This is a genomic window from Cryomorphaceae bacterium 1068, from assembly GCA_027214385.1.
In the GTDB taxonomy this organism is placed as follows: Bacteria; Bacteroidota; Bacteroidia; order Flavobacteriales_D; family Cryomorphaceae; genus JAKVAV01.
On the sequence record JAPVXR010000014.1, the window covers coordinates 49,928 to 74,071 of the forward strand.

The window sequence follows — 24,144 nt, forward strand, 5'->3', positions numbered from 1 at the left end:
AAAGGCTAAATTTTAGACTTTTAACTAATCATTCTCTTCATGGAAATCTCAATACCCAATACTCCATCCCCAATACCACGTTAGGCACTATTCCTACTCGCATTAATATTCCCGTAAAGGGAGCGCACGATGAGCTTGTTATAGCTTTCTCTTAATTCTTCGTTCTTTTTGCCTTTCGATTTTTCCAATTCTTTAATACGTATCAACGCGTGCTGCTGAATGGTAAGTAGAGGCAATACAATCTGCTCTCTCAGTTTGATGCTTGCCTTGATATCGGGATTGGTTTGGAGTAACTCATCCTGTCCTGAGATGAGCAACAAGTATTTTTTTGCACGCAGTGATTCCTCGTAAATGAGTTTCCAGAACTCTCCGAATTCTTTATCTTTCTCCATGTAGCGGGTTAGCTCAAAGTAGGTCTTTGAAAGCGATTGCATAGAATTACCCAGCAAGGTCCTGAAGAAAAGAGAGTTGGTATAAAGCTCTTTGATCTCCTCAAGTCTTCCTGCCTTGTCGAAGGCTTCAAAGGCTCTTCCAAGGCCATAAAAGCCCGGTACGTTTTGCTTCAATTGGCTCCATGCTCCAACGAAAGGAATAGCACGTAAATCTTCGAATTTTAATTTGTCACTGTTTCCTCTTTTGGAAGGGCGGCTGCCAATATTGGTCTGCCCATAGTACTTCAACGTACTCATTTTTTCGAGGTAAGGCACAAATTTCGGATGTGCTTTAAAGTCGCTGTAGGCTTTGTAGCTGATGTCCGAAAGCTCCTCAAGCGTTTCACGCGCTTCTTCTCCGAGAATCTTCTCGGGAGAGTGAATGACCTGGTTTTCGAGACCTGCTGTGAGCAGTTGCTCCAAGTTGTGACGAGAGGATTCCTCTGTACCAAAGTTCGAACTTATCGTCTGTCCTTGAATGGTGAGTTGGATCTGACTACTGTCGATGGTCGGCCCAAGCGACGCATAAAATTTATGCGTATTTCCTCCACCACGAGCAGGTGGACCTCCTCGTCCATCGAAGAATACGACCTGAATCCCATGTTCTCGGGATACCCAAGAGATCTCCTCTTTAGCTCTGAAAATGTTCCAATTGGCAGAAAGATAGCCACCATCTTTTGTTCCATCAGAGAATCCAAGCATCACAACCTGCTTCATATTTCGGTTTTTCAGATGCTTGAGGTAAGTCGAGTTTTTGTAAATCCTGTCCATCACTTCTCCTGCAGCTTGCAAGTCGTCGATAGTTTCAAAGAGGGGGATAACATCCATAAACATCTTTGAGCCCATTCCGCTGAGTTTCGCCATTCCAAATACTCTGGCCATATCTATTTCACCGCGGCAATTGCTGATGATATAACGATAGCATCCTGAAGTGCCATTTCGCTCTTGAATTTCCTGCATGGCGTAGAATGAAGAAATGGTATCGTTTAAGGTGGGATCTTCCAATCTTGGCTTCGATTTGAGCGGCTCCAATTCGAGTAATTTTTCAAAATCGTCTTTCAAACTATCCTGTGCCTTCGACTTGTTGATCTTTGGCAGAAGCGCCTCAAATGTCTTGGCTATAACACGGCTGTCTTGGCGAATGTCCAGGCTGGCAAAATGGAAGCCAAAAACTCTCAGCTTTCGTCGCATCGACTCCACTTCTTCAAGATAGAGCCCTCTGTGCTCTTCTTCAATAACCGCTTTAAGTTCGTTGAGTTTATTTTCAAGCCACTTGAGTCGAATGACCGGATTATCGGGATTGACAAAAGCAGATTTGTAAAGCTTCGACTCAATGGCTTCAACAATTTCGAGCGCTCCACGGAAGGTGATTCTTCTCTTGAGTTCGCGAATATCTTTGTAGTAGCTCTTGAATACGCTGGTTCTCAAACGGTCGGCTACTTGAAGCGATGTGTCTACGCTTACGAAAGGGTTTCCATCGCGGTCTCCTCCCGGCCAGAAGCCAAGTTGGAGTAAGGAATTATCTCCCAAGATGTCTTCTGCATGATCTCCTAATTGAGCACATACATTGTCGTAAATCTCAGGGATACTTTTGTAAAAGACATTCTCGAGGTACCAAATCAAGCTTACGGCTTCGTCATAGGGAGTCGGTTTGGTTTTTTTGAAAAATGGTGTTTTTCCAAGTTGAGCTAAATATGACTTAATGTTGCTCAAGTCATTTCGTTCGATTGCTTCAGCCAAATCGGTAATGATTCCGAGGACAGGTCCGGGATAGAATTGTGTAGGGTGAGCTGTCAAGACTACTCGCACTCTAAAGTTTTTGAGAGCTTCTCTTAAAGCTTCTCCGGCATTTCTGTTGGCTGTTTGATTGAAAAAGGCATGAACAGAGCCATTTCCATCCATTTTGTGTACAAGGTCGTAAGCAGCATCTTCGAGAGCGTCTACCAGCACTACTTGTCTTTCGATGTACTGAACAAATCTAAAGAGTTGATCTATTTGAGTTTCCTCAGTATTGTATTCCTTTCTGTCTTCAAAGAATGCTTCGACGATCTCTTTTGGTGAGTACCCGTTTTTCAACCCTTCAGCACAACGCTCTTCCAAAAGTGGAAGAAGAATGCCTGTTCTGTGAACTCCATCAAGGTTAAGCGTCAAAAAAATAGAATTGTAAATCTTGAATCGAAGAAGCACCAAGTCATTGAATGCGCTCACGTTATTGTTCATAATGTGTATTGAGTTTTTCAGCGGATGAAGGTACAAAAGGAAAAGGGGACAATTGGGTTTTCGCTAACCATTCATTCTCGTTAACTTTGTGCCGTTTTTATGGAAGATAAGGCTACATCAGTATCTGTGATCGAGAAAGAACTCTACCCTTACCAGGAAGAAGCGATTGACAAGATCTTTACCGCATTTGAGAAGGCGAAAGGCAAGGTCGACGTGCTTTTTCAGTTGCCTACAGGTGGAGGGAAGACCATTATTTTTAGTGAGATTGCCAAGAAGTTTATTGGTGATACCGGTAAGAAGGTTTTGATTTTAACGCACCGTGTGGAGCTTTGTGCCCAGACCTCCAAGGCTTTGGGTGAGATTGACGTAAAAAATAAGATCATCGACCGTGATGTGAAGGAACTCCATGATCGCGAGGAGTATAGTTGCTATGTAGCGATGGTCGAAACGCTCAACAATCGATTGAATGAGGATGATCAGTATCTCAGAAATATTGGTTTGGTTATTATCGATGAGGCGCATTATAATTCGTTTAGAAAGCTTTTTAAGTTTTTTAAAGAAGCCAATATGCTTGGTGTTACGGCTACTCCGTTATCCTCAAATCGAAATTTGCCGCTCAATGAGAATTACAATGAGCTCCTTGTCGGTCACAGTATTAAAAGCCTTATTGCCGATGAGTATTTGAGCGACGCGACTACCTACACCTTCAACGTGAATTTAAGATCGCTCAAAGTTGGTACCGACGGGGACTATACGATCAGTTCTTTGGACCGATTGTACAGCTTGTACACCATGCAAGACCGACTCTTGGCAGCATATCAAGAGCGAGCAGCAGGTAAGAAGACATTAATTTTCAATAGTGGTATAGCTACATCGATCAGAGTATATGAGCTGTTCAAGAACGGTGGTTTCAAGGTAAAGCATTTGGACAGCACGTTCACCGCAAAAGATCGAAAAGATACTTTGGACTGGTTTAGAAATACGGATGGAGCGATCTTAACCAGTGTCGGAATCTTGACAACAGGTTTTGATGAGCCTTCGGTTGAGAGCATCATTATCAACCGAGCTACACGCTCGCTCACGCTTTATCATCAGATGATTGGGAGAGGTTCGCGAAGCACCAAGACAAAGAAGCACTTTACTATTATTGATTTGGGTAATAATGTCGAAAGGCTTGGTTTATGGCAAGACTACATCAATTGGCAAGATATTTTCAAATTTCCCGATAAGTACTTTGAAAAGATCAACGATCGGGATAATCAACTTATGGTCGATTACCACTATGTGCGACCCGAGTGGCTACAAGAGCTTTTTCCAAAGAATGGCCCCGAAGATGAGTTTAATATGAAGCGTGTCTATGCTGAGTTAGCTGATCGCGGAGAGAAGCCAAAGAAGGCAGTTGACTTGAGCATAGACAACCACATGAAACAGATCATTAAAAATTCTGAGGACTATTATGATGGACTTGAGTTGGTAGATCACCTTAAAGAGGAGATTGAGTATAGGTGCCGACTGTATTGCTCTTGTTTGCATAATGCCACTGAGAGCTACAGCGATTGGCTAAAAGACACTTACATCAGAAAACTCAAGAACGGGTTGAGGTTAGAAATGATGTAATTATGTCTGAGATCAGATTACATCCGTCTTGGAAGGCCGTTTTGAGTGATGAGTTCACGGAACCTTATTTCCAATCGCTGATCTCATTTGTGAAGCAAGAATATGCGAGTACAAAGGTTTATCCCCCGGGCCAGCTCATTTTTAGTGCCCTCGATCATACGCCTTTTCAAGATGTGAAAGTAGTTATCTTGGGTCAGGACCCCTATCACGGGCCTGGTCAAGCCAATGGATTGTGTTTTTCTGTGAATGAAGGTGTAGCACTGCCTCCATCATTGAAGAACATATTTGCTGAGGTACGTGATGACTTGGAGATAGAAATGCCTGTCAATGGAAACCTGGAGAGATGGGCAGATCAAGGGGTTTTGCTTTTAAATGCTACCTTAACTGTGCGAGCACATCAAGCAGGCTCTCATCAAAATAAGGGGTGGGAGAGATTTACCGATGCCGCGGTAAAGGCACTCAGTCAAAAAAGAGAAAACATAGTATTTATGCTTTGGGGCAGCTATGCGCAAAAAAAGGGAGCTGTCATAGACCGAAACAAACACCTGGTTTTACAGGCTCCGCATCCTTCGCCTTTGTCTTCCTATCGCGGCTTTTTCGGCTGTAAACATTTCAGTAAGGCCAACGCTTACTTAAATGGTGAGGGTAAGGCTCAGATAGAGTGGTGATTAAGACGCCATCCAGATCAAAAGGACGATTGTCGCCAGAATGAAGATGGCAAATACTACCGGCATTGCGATTTCAGGCTCTAAGTCTTTATTTTTCTTTTCCAGCATGGCTTAATCTTGAAATTTTGGCAAATATACATTTTGTCATTCTTAATCTGAAATGAATCGGGCTTTCATCTAAAGATCAAAAATTGCTATCTTGAAGCTACCAAAGCCAAAGAGATGAAAAAGCAATGTTTGGAATGTCAAGATCAGTTTACAGGTAGGGTAGATGCCAAGTTTTGTTCGGACTCATGTCGAAGCTCTTACCACAACCGAACAAACGTAGAGGGAAGGGAAGAGATGAAAAGAGTCAATGCCATTCTTAAGAAGAACCGCAGGACACTCGCGGGATTGAACAAAACGGGCACAACCAGAGTGCGTCGAGATCTTTTGCTCGCAGAAGGGTTTAATTTTAACTACCTAACCAATATCTATACTACCTCAAAAGGTAAAACTTACAAATACTGTTACGATCACGGGTATCTCGAATCAGAAGATGAGTACCTCACGTTGGTGATTAAGAAGGAGTACGTTCGGTGAGCCGCTTATCACGAAGTTGGAAAAAGTAGGACAGTGTAAGTCCTGAAATGATATGCCAGATGCCCCACCATGCTGCTATCATAGCCATCCCGCCATTTCCATCGAAAAAATTAAAGATAATGATGAGGCCCAGGCCTGAGTTTTGGATCCCTGTTTCGATAATAACCGTTCTTTTTAAATCATCCTGCAAGCCGAAAGCCTTTGCCGAAAAGTATCCGGAAAGCAAAGCTACACCATTATGCACCAGAACGAGCACGAAAACTAAATCGATATGATCTAAGAAAGCATCGAAATTATTGAGTAATCCGACGGCTATAAACCCCAATAGTACTAGCATACTTATAATTCTGATAGGCTTCTCAATTTTTGAAGTGATATGGGGAAATCTCTTTCTGAAAAGAATCCCTAGGATCAATGGGATTACCAATAAGATCAAAACGGTTTTAAGCATATCGAAAAAACTTAGCTCAAATGAGGTGAGAAAATCACCGGCTTGGAGCGCGCTCTTCGAATAGAAGTCAAAGTTGAAAGGTGTCAAAATTGGACTTAGAAAAGTTGCAACCGCGGTAAGCGTTACTGAAAGAGAAACATTCGCGCCTGAGATAGAGGAAAAGAAATTTGAAATATTTCCACCCGGACAAGAAGCCACCAGAATCATCCCAAGTGCCAAAGCAGGATGAGGTTTGAATACAAGAACCAAGATGAAGGTCAGAAGGGGTAGAATAATAAATTGCGAGCATACACCAGCCAAAACGGCCCTAGGGTTCTTCATAAGCTGCTCGAAATCTGCTGTGTTTATTCCCAATGCAACGCCAAACATGATAAAGCCTAGGCATAGGTTGAGCAGCACTAAGCTATCACTGGAAAATGAAATCGAGATGGAATCGAGTGAAACTGTAGAATCCAAAGGCTTTTGATTTCTACAAAGAAAGAAGAAAAAGAAAAACCGCAAGTGCGTCCTGAAAGCGATTCAAAGAATCGATAACCAATCAATCTAAAACAACCATTAAAGATCGGACTACACTTGCGGCTGCTAGCATACCTAAGTATACTAACGGGCTAACCAAAACCTCGCTGTATTTCTAGAATCGAAATACAGGTCAAATATAGTGGTGTTTAGTCTATGGGAAAAGGCGATTTACAACAATGTGAATGCAAGTTTGGAAAGCCAAGAATAGTTTATGTCCAAATTACACATCATGGTATCGACTAAGGTGGTCTAACAAGGTATGAAACAGGTTTAAGCCCTCATGAACATGAGGTTTGAGGGTTTTTACTGTTGAATCTTCAAGATCATTGTTCGATTGAAAAAACCTCGAAATTTGTGATTTCCTGATTTTCAGCTGAAACTTTCACCTCGATAGGATTACAACAAACTTCACAGTCTTCAATGTATTCTTGTTCAGGCAATGAGACGTCTACGAGCATGGATATTTCTTGAAAACAGTAAGGGCAAGTAAAAAAGTATTCGATCATTTTTAATTCTTGGTATGGACTATCAACCTTTGTAACTTTAAAGTGTTTTGAATAAAAGTGCAAAATAATGTATAGACAAGGTGATGTATTGTTAGAGAAGTTGAACTCTATACCAGAGAGAAGTACTACGAATGAAACGCTTTTGGTAAGGGGTGAAGGACGTAATCATGGTCATTTTATAAAAGGTGAGGCCGTTGAAATACTTGTCGCTGATGAAAACGAGTTGACCGATGGAGGAGGACTGGTGACTCAATATCTGAATGTAGAGTCAGAAGCTGCGCTTGAGCACCTCTTGATTGATTCACGTGAATGGACACAAGAGCATGCGCCAATAGTCATCCCACCGGGAAAGTACAGGGTGATCAAGCAAAGAGAGTACAATCCATACTCAAAAGCTATAAGAGCTGTAAGAGATTGATCCAGAGAGAATGAAGATCACGAGAAACGAGGCAAATAGTCTTTATAATTTCAAGAGGACTCTTCTTGAGAAGGGGTTTTCTTGTGAGCTTGATAAAATCAAATTAGCATCTCACTGCCACGAATTCTACACGGATTTTTTAAATATTTCAAAGCCGAACGTCTTTATAGCAGACGGGCCTAGTGATGCTGCTTCTATTTTAGATCATATACAGGGAAGGATATTTTCAAAAAAGCATGACAATATTATAGAATTTGCCCTCCATACTGAGTTTTGTTCAATTCGCAAAAGGATAGATTTCTCTGTTTTTAATCTTGCCAAATCTGCTAAGGCCGCTTTGAAAGAAGAGCTCGGCCCAGAGTTGTTTCAGGAAGTTCGGAATATTCTGTTTCGAGATCTGAATTTTCAGTTCTCGCAGTCTGTGCATCATGTTGTAGAAAGGAGTATCACGAATCTGCGGTCTAGAAAAGAGAAATCTTCTCCAGAGTTTGCTGCTCACCCTTCCTTCGCTGATCGAGACTGGCTAAATTTCTATCGAGGATGTTCAGAGGTGTTTGGGATTGACTCTCTAGTTCCTGAGAGCTATTCTAAGTTCGTGCAATGCGGTCTTTTCTGTGGATATTTCTTTGAAGAGTTTGCGGTGCTGGTCCCTGTTCCAAGTTGCATGCACAAGAACGAAAACCTGGTCTTACATCATGACGATGAGGTTGCCGTAAGCTGGATTGACGGCACCGACTTGGCTTACTGGAATGGTATTGAAGTGCCGTCAAAGCTAATTTGCAATCCTGAAACCATCACTGCCAGCGAAATTCTCAATGAAACCAATGCAGAAGTCAGAAGGTGTTATCAAGAAAAATTGGGCAGTGAGAAATTCGGAAATCTCTTGGGTCTGGTCTCCTTGGATAGAAAAACAGATCGATTCGGCAACGAGTTGGTACTTTACCGAACCGAGAAAGTTGACAAATTAGCAGGAGACTTTATCTACTTCGCTAAGGTAGTCTGTCCCTCTACAGGAAGAAAATATTTTCTGTGCGTCCCACCCGGTTTATCAGGGGTAGAGGAGGCGGTCTCCTGGACATTTGGTAAAACACCTGAAGACTACCGTCCTTCCATAGAAACTTAACTGAATTCTTTTACCGATCGCTTTCTGTCGTGCTCCTTGAGGTATACCTTTCTAATTCTTAAAGACAGTGGAGTAGCTTCTACATACTCGTCAGCCTGAATGTATTCCAATGCCTCTTCCAATGAGAACTTGAGAGCAGGAGCTATTTTCAACTTGTCATCAGCTCCTGAGCTGCGCATATTTGACATCTTCTTTGTCTTGGTAACGTTGATTGTCAGATCTCCGGGGCGTGTGTTTTCCCCGATTACTTGTCCTTCGTAGATTTCCTCGTTCGGATCAACAAAGAATTTTCCTCTATCCTGAAGGTTATTAAGTGAATAAGGAATGGCTTTACCCAATTCCATGCTGATCAATGAACCGTTTTGTCTTCCGCCAATCTCACCTTTCATGGGTTCAAACCCTGTAAATCGGTGCGTCATAATGGCTTCGCCGGAAGTCGCAGTCATTAAGTAAGTTCTCAAACCTATTATTCCACGTGAAGGAATCTTAAATTCCAACACCATTCTATCCCCCTTGGGAGTCATAGAAGTCATTTCTCCTTTTCGGAAATTGACCTGTTCAATCGCTTTTCCAGAGTAAGATTCGGGTAGATCGATACGCAAGTCCTCCATCGGTTCACACTTTCTTCCGTCTATTTCCTTGATGATTACTCTTGGTTGTCCTATTTGTAGCTCATAACCCTCTCTTCTCATCGTTTCGACCAGAACAGAGATGTGAAGAACACCACGTCCAAAGACTCTGAAAGAATCACCTTTCTCAGCTGGCTCAACTTTCAGCGCCAAGTTTTTTTCGAGTTCTTTCTTCAATCGCTCTTTCAAGTGATTTGAAGTCACATATTTTCCTTCTTTTCCAAAGAATGGAGAATCATTGATAGTGAATAGCATACTCATAGTAGGCTCATCAATATCAATAGTTGGAAGCGCTTCTTGCTGATCAGCGTCAGAAACGGTATCGCCTATTTCAAAGTTTTCGATTCCCGCCAGTGCGCAAATATCTCCTGAGAAAACCTCGGGTACTTTTCGTTTTTGTAGACCTTCAAAAACATAAACTTCCTTTACGTTTCCTTTTGGAGAAGTGCCATCTCTTTTGAGAAGTGCAACCTTTTGATTGGCCTTAATTGTACCTCTTTTCACTTTTCCAACGGCAATTCTACCTAAGTAAGGAGAAAAGTCCAAAGAAGTGATAAGCATCTGAAACGGCCCATCTTCTACGTGAGGTTCAGGAATTTCTTTGATGATCATATCCATGAGAGGAGTGATGTTGTCGGTTGGCTTTTGCCAATCTTCACTCATCCAGTTGTTTTTCGCACTTCCATAAATAGTTTGAAAATCCAACTGCTCTTCAGTGGCTCCCAAGTCAAACATGAGATCGAAAACAGCTTCATGTACTTCTTCAGGAGTACAGTTTTCTTTATCGACTTTGTTCACAACAACAATCGGCTTCAACCCTGCATTCAAGGCTTTCTCAAGAACGAAACGAGTTTGAGGCATCGGTCCTTCAAAAGCATCTACTAAAAGCAGAACACCATCAGCCATGTTCATCACTCGCTCTACTTCACCACCAAAGTCACTGTGACCGGGAGTATCAATGATATTGATCTTATAATCTTTATAAATAACGGAGACATTCTTTGCTAAAATGGTAATTCCTCGCTCTCTCTCCAGGTCGTTGTTATCCATGATTAGGTCACCTGGTTTCTCGTGTTCTCCAAAGATTTGACCCAGCTGGATCATTTTGTCAACGAGGGTAGTTTTTCCGTGGTCAACGTGGGCAATAATGGCAATGTTTCTGATTGAACTCATACTGAGTGTTTCTAAAATTGGCTGCAAAGGTACGCTTTACTTTTGCGTATAGGGTAAAAAAAAATCCCACCCTCGAAGGGTGGGATTTGACTCGTTATTTTTTACTAATTAGTTCTTATTGATCATCAACTTCTTGGTTACAACTCCTTGTTTGGTAGTCAACTTGTAGATGTAAACTCCATCAGGAAGATCATTGGCCTGAATTTGAAGGCTGTATTCCTGCCCTGCAAATGCTTCTTGGCTGAAAACAACCTGTTGTGTTCTTCCGTTCAAGTCAACCAATTCAATCGAAGTGAATCCATCTTGCATTACTTCAAAATTGATGTTCGAAGTACCTTTGGTTGGATTCGGGTAAGTGTTGAATAGTGCCGGAACATTTTCAGCCACCACGATTGCTTCTTGTGGTTCAAAGATTTCAGTGTTGTCAAAGCAACCTGAAGCCATATCTCCATCAACTACCGGGAACGCGTTACCATCGAGAACAGCAGCTAACATTGTTTCGTTTCCACCATCAATATCGTATAGGTAGAAACTGTTTGAGTTATCTCCTTCAGCTACTATCAGACCACCGTCAGCGTTTCGCGCACCACCATTCACAGAATTGATCAGGTCAGCTACTTCTACTGCAGCGCCATCTTCAATTTTGTAAAGTTTTGATGGTCCGTTGTTGTTTCTTTCGATGAGGTAAAGTTTACCTAATTCGTCCAAGAACAAATCTCCTCCTTGAACAGGAACGTCCTCAGCAACTAAATTTGCATCACCGGAAACAGCATCAACTGTCCAGATCTCGTTGTCGCTGGCGTCGCCAACGTATACCAGTCCATCTGCAGGATTGAAAACTGCCGCAGTTACGTTGCCAATAGAGCTGGTAGAAACTTCATTAATCTGAGCACCACCGTAGCTGTATGTTCTCAAGACGCTTCCGTTTACTACATAAAAGGTTCCATTGTCAGTGTTCACCGCAAGGTGAGCTACCAAACCTGTTTCAAACAGTTGAGTCAATACGAATTCACCATCACTCACTTCACCTTCGAATACTGTACCTTGAGTAAAACCAGGTGTATTATCAGCGATGTAGAAGTATCTGAAGTCATCACACTCTTCGATCACGGTAAATCCACCGACACAACCCGCTGCCATATCTCCGTTTTCGAGAACGATATCAATGCCATAAGACGTTTCCATGAGCATTCCTGTCGAAGGATCTATGAGGTTTAGTTCAGAACTTCCGGCATTTGAAACGATGATTGTTCCGTCTTCAAGCACTGCTGCACCATTGATGTTAGCCAATCCCGGCTCGAACGATGATACGCCATCAGTAAGATTTAGGAATACATCATTAAATCTGTTTGTGATCCAAAGATCTCCGTCTTGTGTGAAGACCAAGTCACCACCACTTACTTCTGTCAAAGCGAATAAGGCTGCTTCTCCTGTGGCAGGGTTTACTTGATAAACCGCTTCATCAACTACTGAAGCAACGTATAAATCGCCTGTTGAAGGATCTACAACTGCTTGAGGTGTTCCATTTACAGGTGCACCATTAAAAGTAATTTGGATAGGAGCGCTTAATGTGTTTGATGAAGGATCGTAAACGCTGTACTTTCCTTGTACTGCAGCCACCACATAGATCTGACCCTCATTTCCGAGTGCAATATGAGCACCGTGTTCGAATTCTGCTTCAACTTCTAAAGTAGCTGATCCACCTGCGATGTTTACCTTGTAAAGTGTTGATCCACCTTGCTCAGGATTGTTGATGAGGTAAACAGCGTATTCCAGGCAAACCACTTCACCATCGTTGTCATTGCAACCACCGGCAAGGTCACCATTCTTAGCAGTAAAAGACTCTCCTTCCAACATTAGGTCGTAAGTTTCAACTTCATTTCCATCGGTGTCAACGACTGTAAACACATCGCTCATGAAGTTGGCCAACAAAATATTGTTGTTAGCATCTGCGCAAGCTCCGTTGACATCAGCAGGTATATTTTGAACGAATTCAGTAGAGCTTCCTACTACCTTTCTTAGTTCGTCACCTGCTCTAGTAGCTACGTATAGTTCATTGTCGATCAAAATAAGGTCTCCACCATGAATGGGTGCATCAGCAACGAATTCATAAGAACCATCCGTTAAGTCTACAGCATAAATCTTGTTATCACTATCATCACCTACATAAAGCTTTTCGTCGTTTGCATTGTAAACTACTGCGTAAAGTGTGTTAATCCCATTTGCTAAAGACAATTGGCTTTCGATAGTTCCCGTAGCAGGATCATAAAAATCAACGAAATTTCCGTTGGCATTTACAAAAAGTACCAAAGCTGCATCTTCTTGATAAGCAATATGAGCTTCGTAAGGAAGGTTGAATTCAAAAGAAAGATCAGCCACTCCTGAACCAAGATCTACATTGTAGATATCAGTTCCACTTACACCGGGACCGTGATTTGCATAGAAAATGCTAAAATCATCACAAGCAGATCCGTCAGGGTTGTTGTCCAAACATCCACCTGCAAAGTCTCCATTGAAAAGCGGCAAACCTGATTCGTATTCAGCGACAACGCTAGCATCAGATAAGTCAATCTCTTTAAACAAACCTTGACCGTTTCCGTCAGCAACTATAACGTTTCCGTTTCCTAGTGTGGCTGCACCATTGATTTCATTTACGGCTACAGAGAAATTCTCTCCTGTAAGTACTTTGGTGAAAACGTTAGTACCTCTGTTGATTGTCCAAAGGTCTTCACCTGCGAAGATCAAGTCTCCTCCGTTTACATCAACACTAGGACCGAAGGCAGTAGCCGTTCCGTCAAGAGCAATGGTATATACTTGGTCAGTCCCCGAATGTCCTCCGTAAAGAACTCCATTGGCATCACATACAGCACTTGGGAATCCTGAAAGTGAGGCTCCGTCAGCAGTTTGAATTGAAATTGACTCAGACATTGTTCCTGAGGCAACATCATACACTCTAAGGTCGGTCCCCAGGACATAAATGGAACCTCCATCAGGAGATAGAGCGATATGTGCTTCTCCGATGTTTTCTTCTAAAGTAGTTAGTGAAGCTAAACCTTCACTAAGATCAACCTCTATTAAGGCATATCCATCTTCACCCGAAGCTTCATGCGTGTAATAGAGTTTGTAGTTTGTGCATTCTTGCGCAAATGCTGTGCTTCCTAAAAAGAAAGCAATCAACACTGCAATTGGTTGTCGTAAGCATTTTATCATAGCAAAATTTATTTTGTTAAGATGCAAAGGTGAGGTACAAAACAAGCAAAGTCAAATATTAAACTGTTAAATTCTTCAATTCGTCGAAAAAATGTAACCTTTTCCAAAATTCGAATGCGGTGCTGATTGATTATATTCGACGTTCCATAAAAAACATAAGTGATGATAACACCAATTATAATAGTCGTACTACTCGTATTACTTCTTCTTGGAGTATTTACGGTAAAGCAGCAAAGCGCTGCCTTAGTAGAAAGATTCGGAAGATTTCAAAGTGTCAGAAATTCAGGGTTTCAACTCCGTATACCCTTTGTAGACCGAATAGCTGGGAGAGTTAGCCTTAGGATTCAACAACTTGATGTAAATGTGGAGACGAAAACGAAAGACGATGTTTTTGTAAAGATGAAAGTCTCTGTGCAGTACTTGGTGCTGAAGGAAAAAATCTATGATGCGTTTTACAGACTCCAAAATCCGAATGATCAAATTACTTCATATGTTTTTGATACGGTTAGAGCAGAGGTACCTAAATTGAGGTTGGACGATGTATTTGAAAAGAAAGATGATATTGCCATTGCGATAAAACGCGAGTTGGAGCAGGCAATGAATGAATATGGTTATGGTATTATAAAAGCTTTGGTAACCGATATTGATCCGGCAGAAGAGGTGAAGATCGCCATGAATCGCATTAACGCTGCGGAGAGACAGCGAACTGCTGCTGAGTACGAAGGGGAGGCTGAAAGAATTAGAATAGTAGCCAAGGCTACCGCGGAAGCAGAGAGTAAAAGACTGCAAGGGCAGGGTATAGCTGATCAACGAAGAGAAATAGCTCGAGGATTGGAAGACTCGGTTAATGTGTTGAATAAAGTGGGGATTAATTCTCAGGAAGCTTCAGCTCTAATAGTAGTCACTCAGCATTACGATACATTGCAATCCGTAAGTGAAAAGAGCCGTAGTAGCTTGATACTTCTGCCAAATAATCCGAGCGCCGCCAGCAATATGCTAACGGAGTTAACTACTTCTTTTATTGCAGCGAATAAGTTGAAGGAGTTGGAATTAGAGGATAACGAAGCTAATCCTGAGAAGGCAAAAGATTAAATTTTCACGAATCTGATTCTCTCCTTAGCCCCCAGATTCTTTATCTCCAAAATATAGACTCCGCTTTGTAATTCGTCAACTCCAATTTGGAAGTAACGTCTATTGTTATAAACGAACACTTTGTCATCGCGTATAAGGTTGCCTGACGGATCGTAAATACGGTACTCAATTTCTTGATCCAAGGATCCACTGGAAATAATTGTGATTTCGCTCTCCACTGGATTTGGTGATAGCGTCAGCTCTTCCCCATCTCTTCCTTCCTCTAAAGTCCCATCACAATCTGGATAAATATTTCTGGAATCACTTGCTTTAAGCCCTCCGGGATCCGTAACCTCTATAACTATTTCGTACCAATATGTCTCAAAAGGGCTACATCCCGTTGGGAAAATGGTGAGGTTTTCTCCATTTCCGGATAAGTAGTCCAAATAGTGAAAATGAGTATTATGGTGAAGTATGTGCGTCCATTCATAGATCATTTCTGATGGACTGCTTTCATTATCTGTCACCTCTGCAATCAGGTTAAACAAAGTAGGACTCAGAGTAGAATATAGCTCTCCTTCATTGATGCTTGATAAATTTACACTAGGCGGAGTATTATTTAAAGACACCGGAATAACCTGTTCCGACGTAGCGCCCAAAGCATCTTCAACTTCGAGAAGAATACTTTCAGTGTGGATATTTCCATTTACAGGGGCGAAAGTCTTCGTGATTATTTCTCCATTCATCTCGGAGCCATCTTCAAATGTCCAAGTGTATGTTAATTCATCTCCTTCGGGGTCATAACTCTCTGATGCATCGAGTTCGACTACAAGCTTACCTATGCCATACACTGTATCAGGTGTAACTTCGATCACTGGCTTCAGATTCCCTCCAAAACAAATTTTCTTTATTTCGGAAGGTGCAATCGTTGTTACATACAGACATTGGTTGAAAGGACTTTGTGTAATGTGAATTACAGGGCCAATTGATTCATTCCAAGTTTCGATTATTTGAGGCTCATTTGTTTCGTCAAACTTTATGGCACGTAACCATCCCGAGAAATCAGCCAGGGTATACCATCCTTGATATTCTTCGGGTATACCATCTCCTTCCATAAATACTCCTCCACTTCCGCTAATCCCCGTAAAGCTTGAGCCGATTACTCCTGCATCTTCCACTGAAGTGTAGTTGGCGTCGCCATTTCCATCAAAAGAGGAGACGGCAGCGATAAGTGGGACGATTTGATTGTTTTCGTTAGCTGAATTAGCAAAACTCAACATTGGCCTTTGATGCACAAAAGTTGTGATCGTATCATCAATCGTTACCGAAGGATCACATGGATTTGGAAAGAAATAATCATGCTGAAGATTCTCTTGTTGAACAACATCTTGATAATCCATGTAATCATTGCAAGTCGAAGAACTCAAAGGATTGAGTGCATTCACATTTTTCGTGGCTTTATTGGCATAGTAACCATACCTCATGGGGCCTTGAAAAATTGGCCATCCATAGTTTCCTCCCGGATCTGAAACAAAGTTGACCTCTTCCCATACCCAATCTCCGACATCGGAAAGTACGATAGTTCCGGGATTACCTGATTCTAAGTTTCCTCCTCCCGTATTAGACTTTATTGTAAATCTATAGGGGTTTCTGAACCCCATCGCCCAAATTTTAGACCGTGGAGCAGAAGGATCGGCAGAATTATAAAACGGATTATTGGGAAGTCCTTCACCCGTTTCAGGATTGATTCTTAATACTTTACCATTTAATCCGTCGATATACTGACTTCTGAAAGCACCAAGTTGCTCTTCCTCCTTGAGAATATTGTAATCCAGAGCGATATCATCGTTTGCGTATTGCGGGAGCGGCCCTTCGCCATTAAAACCTCCTCCATTTGGTGAACCTACCCACGTATTACCATCTCCTGTCGAGGCAATTAGAGAGCCATCATTTCCAAACATCAGCTGACCAACACCATGAGCAGGGGCGCAGATAGGGAGTCCGGTTCCCATTTCTTCTCCGAGTAATATTTTTCGGCTATTCTCTACCAGAGTGAGGTTGTCAACGTCTATGGTGTATCGAGTAATTCTGCCCATAGAAACTTTGTTGTCGCTAACAGCCGGATTATAGTCAGGTGTTCCAAAAAATCGCAGGTAGTGAGTGTCCGCACAATAGAAGAGGTAGATGTAGCCATTTTCCATAAAATTCGGATCCAGTGTGGCTCCAATCATACCTAAGTCTCCGTAAAAGGCGACCTCTTCTGAGATATCAATCACAGGAGCGTCTCCAACTTGATCGTTTGATATTAACCAAACAGTGCCGTTGAGCTCCCATACCACTGATAAGTTGGTATCAGCAAATAAAATTCCAGCTGCTACATTGAATTGATTATATGCTATCTCTTCTACAAATCCATCGGGATACTGAGCTTGAGCGTTTTGAGATACTAAGCCTAAAACCAGTAAAAAACCTATTAAAATGTTCCTCATTATCTGCTTTGTATGTTGCTGCAAATTTAATAATCCGTTACCGAATTGATCTAAAGAACCACATATTGATCCCATTTGGTGTTTTGCTAATATGCTATTCCTAAAAGTTGATTTCAAAAACAAGCATGTCTAAAAAAGTTCTACTGTTAAACGGCCTGATAGGAGCCTGATGGTTTTTACATCCAACTAAAGTGTTTTTACTAATATTCTCCCAATATGAATTATCATCCAAAGTCTAGTGTTCTCATTTAGACATTCTAGAAATATTACAACCGCACAAACTTCCTCTGCTCCCTCTTGCCGTTGCAAATAAGATCAAGAGTATAGACTCCATTTGGCAATTCTTCCACACTAATTCTGAAGAGCCGATGATCGTTGTAAACCCTTATTTCGTCCGATCTCACTAGCCTACCCGCAACATCTATTATTCTTAACTCAATCATTTCCCCAAGGGAAGTATTGCTTAGAATGGTTAGGACATCAGAAGTCGGATTAGGGAATAGCCTTAGTTCATTCGTTCCCGTTTCATTTTCCAACTCCCCATCACAATCCGGATAAATCATTTTTGAGTCAAACGATGTAAGACCTCCTTGGTCAACTACTCGAACATTCAACTCATACCAATAGACATCAGTTTCTCCACATCCCGTTGGATTCACAAGGGTAATTCCACTAGAGAAATCATACTCGTGCAAGACATGGTAGTGCGTATTATGATGCAACAAGTGCTTCCACTCATAGGTCATTTCTGATGCTGCGCTTTCTGCATCAATGACATTGGCGGCAAGCTCAAAGGTGGAAGGGAAATCTATAGCGTAAAGCTGACCCTCTGTTACGCTAATTATCTCAACTTCAGGTGGGGTATTGTTTAGGGATATAAGTATTTCTTTCTCGTTTGTGGCACCGATACTATCGGTCACTGTGAGGGTAGCAATGTATGATTCTACCCCATTGCCGGAATACTCATGATCCACTGCAGGGCCTTCTCCAGCTGTGCCATCTCCAAAATCCCATTGATAGGTAATTGATCCGCCTTCCGGATCATAAGACTCGGATCCGTTAAAGTTCACGTTCATCGGTGACGGACCATAGATGGTATCATTTTCAGTTAATGGAACTGGTTTGAGGTTGCCGCCAAAACATATCCGATCTACTGTTCTTTGATTTAAAGATGTGATATACAGACATCCGTCGTATTTATTGAAGGTCAAGTCTACAGGATTGCTCACATCTTCTTCACCCCATTGCGCTATGGATTTGATCTCGTCGTTTTCATTTATTCCTATCGCTCTAATCCAACCGGTGTAATCTGCAAATATGTAAGAGTCTTGATATTCTTCCGGAATTTTAGGCCCCGTTAAAAAGTCACCTCCTATAATACTCGTGCCTTTAAAGGGTATTCCTTCTACCTCCTCCATATCTTGGATCGCAGTCCAAGTAGCTTCTCCTTGACTTCCGAAAGTCGGGAACCGTGCGTGTTCTCCACCTCCCCATATATTTCGGTAAGCAAGTGCGGGACGCTCATGCTCAAAAGTCAAGACATTTTCAGGAATAGAAGCATTTTCGCTGCAAGGATTTGGGAAAAAGTAATCGTGCTGTTCGTTCGGTTGCTGAATCAGATCTTGGAAATAGAAATACTCTTGATCGCAAGATCCCTCTTCAAATAATGGATTGGGTGCCATTAAATTGTAAGTCAATTTATCAGGGTAGGATCCGTCATAGCCCTGATCATCAAAAGGAACGTGGCCTTCAAACAATGGCCAGCCGTAATTGCCACCACCGTCTACGATAATATTGAGTTCTTCCCATCGGGCATTTCCCACATCACCCAGATAAATACTCCCGGGGTGACCATTCTCGAGATCTCCCCACCCAGTATTTGGTCGTACTTTAAATCGAAATGGATTTCTAAAACCCATGGCCCACCATCTGCCGCGATCAGCATCAGGATTGTTTTCGTCGTAATGTGGATTATTTGGAAGTCCTTCTCCTGTTTCGGGATGAATTCTAAGGACTTTTCCGTTCAGACCATCGGTGAATTGAGATCGAAATGAACCGATCATCTCTGCTTGATTGATGATTCCATCACCCAAGGAGATACTATCAAAAGCAACTGGTGGTAACTCACCCACTCCTGTGTAGCAGCATCTCCAAGAATTGGCATCACCTGTCGCAGCAAGCAGGCTTCCATCATTTCCAAATGCCAGTCCACACGTGCTGTGCGAGTCAGAACAAATCGGGATCCCTGATCCAATCTCATTACCGAGCAAAACGTGACGCGATGACGGATCGGCCGTTAAGTAATCATCGGTATTAACGGTAAAACGTGTAATTCTTCCCATACCACCCATATTATTCGAGTTGGCTTCAGGATCATATTCAGGAGTTCCGAAATATAAAATATGGTGTCTATCGGCGTTGTAGAGAAGGTAGATGTATCCATTCTCTTTGAAGTTGGGATCTATAGTTGCTCCGAGCAATCCATTGCTTTCCCAAAAACCACATTCTTCACGAATGTCTAGGAGAGGTTCAGAGAGAATTTCTTCATTCAGCACAGCCCATACCACTCCGTCTAAATCGTAAACATAAGCGAGATTCGTATCTACGGGGATATATCCCGCCGATCTGTTGAGCCCGTCTGCCCCGGTCAAAATGGTTTCTCTTGCAAATCCTTCGGGCAATTGCGCATAGCTCAATCCAACAAAAAAGAAAAACGAAAATAGGGTTAAGATATGCTTCATTATTTCACACTTCTGACGAGCAAAGATAGCGGCCAGGCTCCTCAATAAAAAACCCAATTGGCTGAGCAATTGGGTTCTTTATTAACTTTTTCAAGTAATCTGATCAGTGATCAGATACTCAACGATTGTCAATCTCATCCACTCCGGGATATTCAGTCGGATCAAACACGAATGTATCATCGCTGTAATCAGCTGTCGTAACGAATGATTGCACTGCGTAAGTGTAATTTACGCCTTGCTTCCCTTTGATTTCAATTTTACTCACCTCCATTTTGGCTTTGTCGATGTAAACCAATATCGTGTGATAGTCCTTGTCTTCAGCATCTACAGGCACTAGCTTTATAACATGAGTAGGTCTTCCATTCAGGTTTTCTTCCGCTTTGTAATACTGCTTGAATCCTGACTCCCATATCGTGTAAACATCTCCCGGGTTCAGCACCTCATCTCCCGTTTCGGTAAAGTCTATATAGACTTCATTCATTTCTTCACTATAGGTCCATCTTGTATCTCCGTCAGAATAGATGTGATTATCGCCGAGAACGATATAATACTTCTTGCCCTTCATTTTAATAGAGCCTTTTTGCTCTTGATTCACATCTGCAGCTTTGTCCTCAAGGGTAAAGGTGAACTCACTTGTGATGGTAGGGTATTTTCTTGTTTTGTCACTTAGCTCATCTAGAATGGCTTTCGCCTTGGCATCTTGAGCATGAGCATTGACTGCTACTAGTGCAATCAATAGCGTAGCGAGAACTTTAAGTATATTTTTCATCAAGTTAATTTTCGATATTCTCAGACTCAGCTTTCAACAACTGTTCCAAAGTGTACTCGTCGGGAATCAAAACCTGTCTGGCTTTGCTTCCTTCAAATGGCCCGACAATTCCCGCAGCCTCGAGCTGATCAACTATTCGACCTGCTCTATTGTAACCAAGCTTCAGCTTTCGTTGTATCAGCGAAGTTGACCCTTGCTGCGTTGCCACTAGCAATCTGGCTGCGTCTTCAAACATGGCATCCCTATCAGCAATGTCAATGTCTAAGCTACCTCCTTCATCATCGCCAATGTACTCAGGCAGATCAAATGCAGAGGGATATCCTCTTTGATTTCCAATGAATTCTGTGATTTCATCCACTTCAGGTGTATCCACGAATCCACACTGAATACGAATAACGTCATTTCCGGTGGACAATAGCATGTCTCCTCGACCGATGAGCTGATCTGCACCACCTGCGTCAAGAATGGTACGAGAGTCAATTTTAGAGGAAACTCTAAATGCGATTCTGGCAGGGAAGTTGGCCTTAATAACCCCCGTAATGATATTCACAGAAGGTCGCTGAGTGGCGATGATCAGGTGAATTCCGATGGCACGAGCAAGCTGGGCCAAACGTGCTATTGGAGTTTCGACTTCCTTACCGGCAGTCATGATCAAATCAGCAAACTCATCAATTACCAAAACGATATAAGGCAAATACTTGTGACCCTCCTCGGGATTTAGACGCCGCTGTACAAATTTGCCATTGTACTCTTTCAGATTGCGGACTCCCGCGTTCTTCAAAAGCTCGTAACGGTTATCCATTTCGATACAGAGAGAGTTCAAGGTCTTCACTACCTTTCCTGTATCCGTGATAATCGACTCTTCCTCATCAGGCAGTTTCGCCAAATAGTGTCGCTCTATTTTATTAAAAAGTGTGAGCTCCACCTTCTTCGGGTCAACCAGTACAAACTTGATTTGCGAAGGGTGTTTCTTGTAAAGTAGAGAGACCAAAATCGCGTTGAGCCCTACCGACTTTCCTTGACCGGTAGCACCCGCCATCAATAGGTGAGGCATCTTGGCCAAGTCGGCCACAAAAGTCTCGTTGCTGATTGTTTTCCCTAGAGCAACAGGTAATTCAAACTTGCTGTTCTGGAATTTCTCCGAAGCAATGATCGATCTCATTGAAACCGTGTCCGGATTGCTATTCGGTACTTCTATACCTATGGTTCCCTTTCCGGGAATGGGTGCAATGATTCGAATTCCCAAAGCCGCAAGACTCAAGGCAATGTCGTCTTCCAGATTTCTGATTTTGGAGATTCGAACACCTGGCTCAGGAACGATTTCGTAAAGTGTAACTGTCGGTCCGATAGTCGCCTTGATTTTCTCAATCCCGATTTTATAGTGCGAAAGGGTGGTGACGATTTTGTCTTTGTTCGCATCCAGCTCTTCCTTTGTCACGGTAACTTTACCATCTCCATGATCTTCCAAGAGGTCAATTCGCGGCATTTGAAAGTTCGAGAGATCCAAAGTAGGGTCATATTCTCCAAAGTCCTTGACTTTCTGATTCACCTCTTTGTCAGAAAGGGCTTTCTCTTCTTTGGGCGCTTCGACAGTAAATTCCTCTGTCTTCTCTTTTGGCGGTATTGGTTTACTTACCACCTTTTCAAAATTTTCAAACTCTGAAGTTTTCGGTTCAGAGTCCACTTCTAGCGCCAAAGATTCTTTAGCTGCTCCATTTTTTTCAGGTGTTTCCTTCACTTCGAGCGGAAGATCATCTTCTTCATTATCCAAATCGGCCATAGCCAAATCAGCAGCGCTCGTTTCGGTGAAGTTATCCATATCGCCAATGGTGTCTTCGAAATGCTTCACTTCGTCAAGTTCTTCTTCCGACTCATTAGTTGAAGTTCGAATCTTATTCCCTACAGAATTGAAGAGGGATCCTATTTTGGCTGAAGCCACCGAAAACCACTTTCCTAAAAACGAGAATGACGGATTGAATACGATCGCGATATAGCCCGAAGCAATAAACAAAAGCAAAAATCCCGTTCCTACGGTACCCACTTTTCCTTCTAGCGTATGATTCATCTCGAAACCATATCGTCCGCCTAAAATCTGGTAATCTGAGGAGTCGAACAAAAAAGCCAGTACAGGTGAAAAGACCAGCATCGCAAAAACAGCAGCTAGTGTTGTTTTCCTGGCCGGAAGTAGGCTTTTTCCGAACAATACTTTGAAGCCATAGAGAAACAAAAGAAAGACGAACAAAAAGCTTGTGACACCAAACCATTCATGAATGAAGGTGTGACCCATCATAGCACCGAGTGGACCTAGCCAATTCTCAGCTTCGTAATTTCCTTCACGTAGCACCACCCACCAATTTTCTGAGAGAAGAGATTGATCCTCCTTCCAGGTAAACATGAATGCTGTAAATGCGATCAATAAGTAAATGCAAGAAAAGAACAAGAATAAGCCTCCGACTCTCTTCACGCGGCGATCTGAGCGTAGATCAGAAATCTTTAGCTTTTTACCTGAAGTGGTTTTCTTCTTGGCTGCACTACCTGTTTTTAAAGTGTTTTTTTTGGCCATGTGGTGTAGCGTCGTTTCAGACGGGATCAACTATCAAAGATAAATGCTATGAAGCTATGAAACGGCAAAGGAGAGCGTCGTATTTTAACAGAGGAGTGTTAAAGGAATTCGACTGGAATTTCTCCGATAATTCGAAATCTCAGTTGGAAGATTTTATCAGCCAATTTTGCCCGGTTGTTTTTGGATATTTGGCTTCTTTAAAACGAACAAAAATGCAAATCAAACTGTTCGCAAGTCATTCTAAGAACTACCTTTGTTTTGCTCTCTGAGCAAGGGGATTGAGGGGTTCATATTTAAGTCGAACAGTATTTCAAGTACAGATGTCATCAAGCCAAGAGAGTCGTAAATTACAGGAAGCCACCTTTGGTGCAGGCTGCTTTTGGTGTGTTGAGGCAGTATTCCAAGAGTTGCGAGGCGTGACTCAAGTATATCCCGGATACAGCGGTGGCGACATAAAGAATCCTGCGTATCGTGAAGTTTGTAATGGAATCACGGGACACGCTGAAGTGGCGAGAATCACATTCGACCCTAATGAGATTGCATTCACCGACTTACTGCGTGTTTTCTTTCAATCACATGATCCCACTATACTCAATCGTCAAGGAGCTGACGTAGGTACACAGTACAGAAGTGTGATTTTTTACCACGACGAATATCAGAGAGATCTGGCTGAGCGGGCCAAAGCAACAATGGATTCTAGCGATTTGTATGCAAATCAAGTAGTGACGGCTATTGAGCCGCTGACGAATTTTTATAGAGCAGAAGAAGATCACCACAACTACTATATGAAAAACACCAGCGCTCCATACTGCCAGGCAGTAGTAAAGCCTAAAGTAGAAAGATTCAGAAAACAGTTTGACGACCTCCGAAAGCAAGAACTCAAGCATTAGGAATTGGTTCTCACCGGCGATTCTATTCTTTTGGCTTCTTAGCCAGAATGTGTCTGCGCAGGAAAGTTTTTACC

General features: G+C 42.3%; 16 protein-coding genes. 7 read left to right on the forward strand and 9 right to left on the reverse strand.

Going from position 1 to position 24,144, the window contains the following annotated elements; genetic code table 11:
- Positions 1-80 precede the first annotated feature (80 nt).
- Entirely contained in the window at positions 81-2,651 is a 2,571-nt protein-coding gene (locus O3Q51_15095; GenBank protein ID MCZ4410148.1) for a phosphoenolpyruvate carboxylase, read from the reverse strand.
- A gap of 99 nt (positions 2,652-2,750) precedes the next feature.
- Here O3Q51_15095 and O3Q51_15100 point away from each other — a divergent pair, with 99 nt between their 5' ends.
- From O3Q51_15100 to O3Q51_15110, 3 genes are all read left to right on the forward strand, one after another.
- Positions 2,751-4,268 (forward strand): DEAD/DEAH box helicase, encoded by a 1,518-nt coding sequence (locus tag O3Q51_15100; GenBank protein MCZ4410149.1) that lies wholly within the window; start codon positions 2,751-2,753, stop codon positions 4,266-4,268.
- 2 nt (positions 4,269-4,270) lie between these two features.
- Positions 4,271-4,936 (forward strand): uracil-DNA glycosylase, encoded by a 666-nt coding sequence (ung, locus tag O3Q51_15105; protein MCZ4410150.1) that lies wholly within the window; start codon positions 4,271-4,273, stop codon positions 4,934-4,936.
- 222 nt (positions 4,937-5,158) lie between these two features.
- Positions 5,159-5,518 (forward strand): hypothetical protein, encoded by a 360-nt coding sequence (locus O3Q51_15110; GenBank protein MCZ4410151.1) that lies wholly within the window; start codon positions 5,159-5,161, stop codon positions 5,516-5,518.
- Here the strand turns inward: O3Q51_15110 and O3Q51_15115 are convergent.
- Together O3Q51_15115 and O3Q51_15120 are read right to left on the reverse strand one after the other, a co-directional pair.
- On the reverse strand, positions 5,496-6,425 hold the full coding sequence (locus tag O3Q51_15115; GenBank protein ID MCZ4410152.1) for a bile acid:sodium symporter family protein: 930 nt from the start codon (positions 6,423-6,425) through the stop codon (positions 5,496-5,498). The two genes, O3Q51_15110 and O3Q51_15115, sit on opposite strands and share 23 nt — an antisense overlap.
- A gap of 386 nt (positions 6,426-6,811) precedes the next feature.
- The gene (locus tag O3Q51_15120; GenBank protein MCZ4410153.1) at positions 6,812-6,994 is read right to left on the reverse strand and encodes a CPXCG motif-containing cysteine-rich protein; all 183 of its coding nucleotides are present in this window, start codon (positions 6,992-6,994) and stop codon (positions 6,812-6,814) included.
- A gap of 67 nt (positions 6,995-7,061) precedes the next feature.
- Here O3Q51_15120 and O3Q51_15125 point away from each other — a divergent pair, with 67 nt between their 5' ends.
- Together O3Q51_15125 and O3Q51_15130 are read left to right on the forward strand one after the other, a co-directional pair.
- Entirely contained in the window at positions 7,062-7,412 is a 351-nt protein-coding gene (locus O3Q51_15125) for a hypothetical protein (GenBank protein ID MCZ4410154.1), read from the forward strand.
- Between the two features lie 10 nt (positions 7,413-7,422).
- On the forward strand, positions 7,423-8,535 hold the full coding sequence (locus tag O3Q51_15130; GenBank protein MCZ4410155.1) for a hypothetical protein: 1,113 nt from the start codon (positions 7,423-7,425) through the stop codon (positions 8,533-8,535).
- Here the strand turns inward: O3Q51_15130 and typA are convergent.
- A complete protein-coding gene (typA, locus tag O3Q51_15135) occupies positions 8,532-10,337 on the reverse strand; it encodes a translational GTPase TypA (protein ID MCZ4410156.1) in 1,806 nt (601 codons plus the stop codon). The two genes, O3Q51_15130 and typA, sit on opposite strands and share 4 nt — an antisense overlap.
- Before the next feature lie 108 nt (positions 10,338-10,445).
- On the reverse strand, positions 10,446-13,547 hold the full coding sequence (locus O3Q51_15140; protein MCZ4410157.1) for a T9SS type A sorting domain-containing protein: 3,102 nt from the start codon (positions 13,545-13,547) through the stop codon (positions 10,446-10,448).
- Positions 13,548-13,709: 162 nt separating this feature from the next.
- Here O3Q51_15140 and O3Q51_15145 point away from each other — a divergent pair, with 162 nt between their 5' ends.
- On the forward strand, positions 13,710-14,639 hold the full coding sequence (locus O3Q51_15145; GenBank protein MCZ4410158.1) for an SPFH domain-containing protein: 930 nt from the start codon (positions 13,710-13,712) through the stop codon (positions 14,637-14,639).
- Here the strand turns inward: O3Q51_15145 and O3Q51_15150 are convergent.
- The 4 genes from O3Q51_15150 to O3Q51_15165 form a co-directional block, all read right to left on the reverse strand.
- On the reverse strand, positions 14,636-17,107 hold the full coding sequence (locus tag O3Q51_15150) for a PQQ-dependent sugar dehydrogenase (protein MCZ4410159.1): 2,472 nt from the start codon (positions 17,105-17,107) through the stop codon (positions 14,636-14,638). The two genes, O3Q51_15145 and O3Q51_15150, sit on opposite strands and share 4 nt — an antisense overlap.
- A gap of 266 nt (positions 17,108-17,373) precedes the next feature.
- Positions 17,374-19,848: a PQQ-dependent sugar dehydrogenase gene (locus tag O3Q51_15155; protein ID MCZ4410160.1), complete on the reverse strand. Its 2,475-nt coding sequence runs from the start codon at positions 19,846-19,848 to the stop codon at positions 17,374-17,376.
- A gap of 118 nt (positions 19,849-19,966) precedes the next feature.
- Positions 19,967-20,617: an outer membrane lipoprotein carrier protein LolA gene (locus O3Q51_15160; GenBank protein ID MCZ4410161.1), complete on the reverse strand. Its 651-nt coding sequence runs from the start codon at positions 20,615-20,617 to the stop codon at positions 19,967-19,969.
- A gap of 4 nt (positions 20,618-20,621) precedes the next feature.
- Complete coding sequence (locus tag O3Q51_15165; GenBank protein ID MCZ4410162.1) at positions 20,622-23,180, reverse strand: DNA translocase FtsK 4TM domain-containing protein; 2,559 nt, start codon at positions 23,178-23,180, stop codon at positions 20,622-20,624.
- A gap of 320 nt (positions 23,181-23,500) precedes the next feature.
- On the opposite strand from O3Q51_15165, the gene msrA reads away from it, so the two are divergent.
- A complete protein-coding gene (msrA, locus tag O3Q51_15170) occupies positions 23,501-24,070 on the forward strand; it encodes a peptide-methionine (S)-S-oxide reductase MsrA (protein MCZ4410163.1) in 570 nt (189 codons plus the stop codon).
- The last annotated feature ends 74 nt before the right edge of the window (positions 24,071-24,144 follow it).

Coding starts and splice junctions, on each gene's coding strand:
- O3Q51_15120 (MCZ4410153.1), bottom strand. CDS start 6,994: ATGATCGAATACTTTTTTACTTGCCCTTACTGTTTTCAAGAAATATCC.
- O3Q51_15160 (MCZ4410161.1), bottom strand. CDS start 20,617: ATGAAAAATATACTTAAAGTTCTCGCTACGCTATTGATTGCACTAGTA.
- O3Q51_15110 (MCZ4410151.1), top strand. CDS start 5,159: ATGAAAAAGCAATGTTTGGAATGTCAAGATCAGTTTACAGGTAGGGTA.
- O3Q51_15130 (MCZ4410155.1), top strand. CDS start 7,423: ATGAAGATCACGAGAAACGAGGCAAATAGTCTTTATAATTTCAAGAGG.
- O3Q51_15165 (MCZ4410162.1), bottom strand. CDS start 23,180: ATGGCCAAAAAAAACACTTTAAAAACAGGTAGTGCAGCCAAGAAGAAA.
- O3Q51_15150 (MCZ4410159.1), bottom strand. CDS start 17,107: ATGAGGAACATTTTAATAGGTTTTTTACTGGTTTTAGGCTTAGTATCT.
- ung (MCZ4410150.1), top strand. CDS start 4,271: ATGTCTGAGATCAGATTACATCCGTCTTGGAAGGCCGTTTTGAGTGAT.
- O3Q51_15125 (MCZ4410154.1), top strand. CDS start 7,062: ATGTATAGACAAGGTGATGTATTGTTAGAGAAGTTGAACTCTATACCA.
- msrA (MCZ4410163.1), top strand. CDS start 23,501: ATGTCATCAAGCCAAGAGAGTCGTAAATTACAGGAAGCCACCTTTGGT.
- O3Q51_15155 (MCZ4410160.1), bottom strand. CDS start 19,848: ATGAAGCATATCTTAACCCTATTTTCGTTTTTCTTTTTTGTTGGATTG.
- O3Q51_15095 (MCZ4410148.1), bottom strand. CDS start 2,651: ATGAACAATAACGTGAGCGCATTCAATGACTTGGTGCTTCTTCGATTC.
- O3Q51_15145 (MCZ4410158.1), top strand. CDS start 13,710: ATGATAACACCAATTATAATAGTCGTACTACTCGTATTACTTCTTCTT.
- typA (MCZ4410156.1), bottom strand. CDS start 10,337: ATGAGTTCAATCAGAAACATTGCCATTATTGCCCACGTTGACCACGGA.
- O3Q51_15140 (MCZ4410157.1), bottom strand. CDS start 13,547: ATGATAAAATGCTTACGACAACCAATTGCAGTGTTGATTGCTTTCTTT.
- O3Q51_15100 (MCZ4410149.1), top strand. CDS start 2,751: ATGGAAGATAAGGCTACATCAGTATCTGTGATCGAGAAAGAACTCTAC.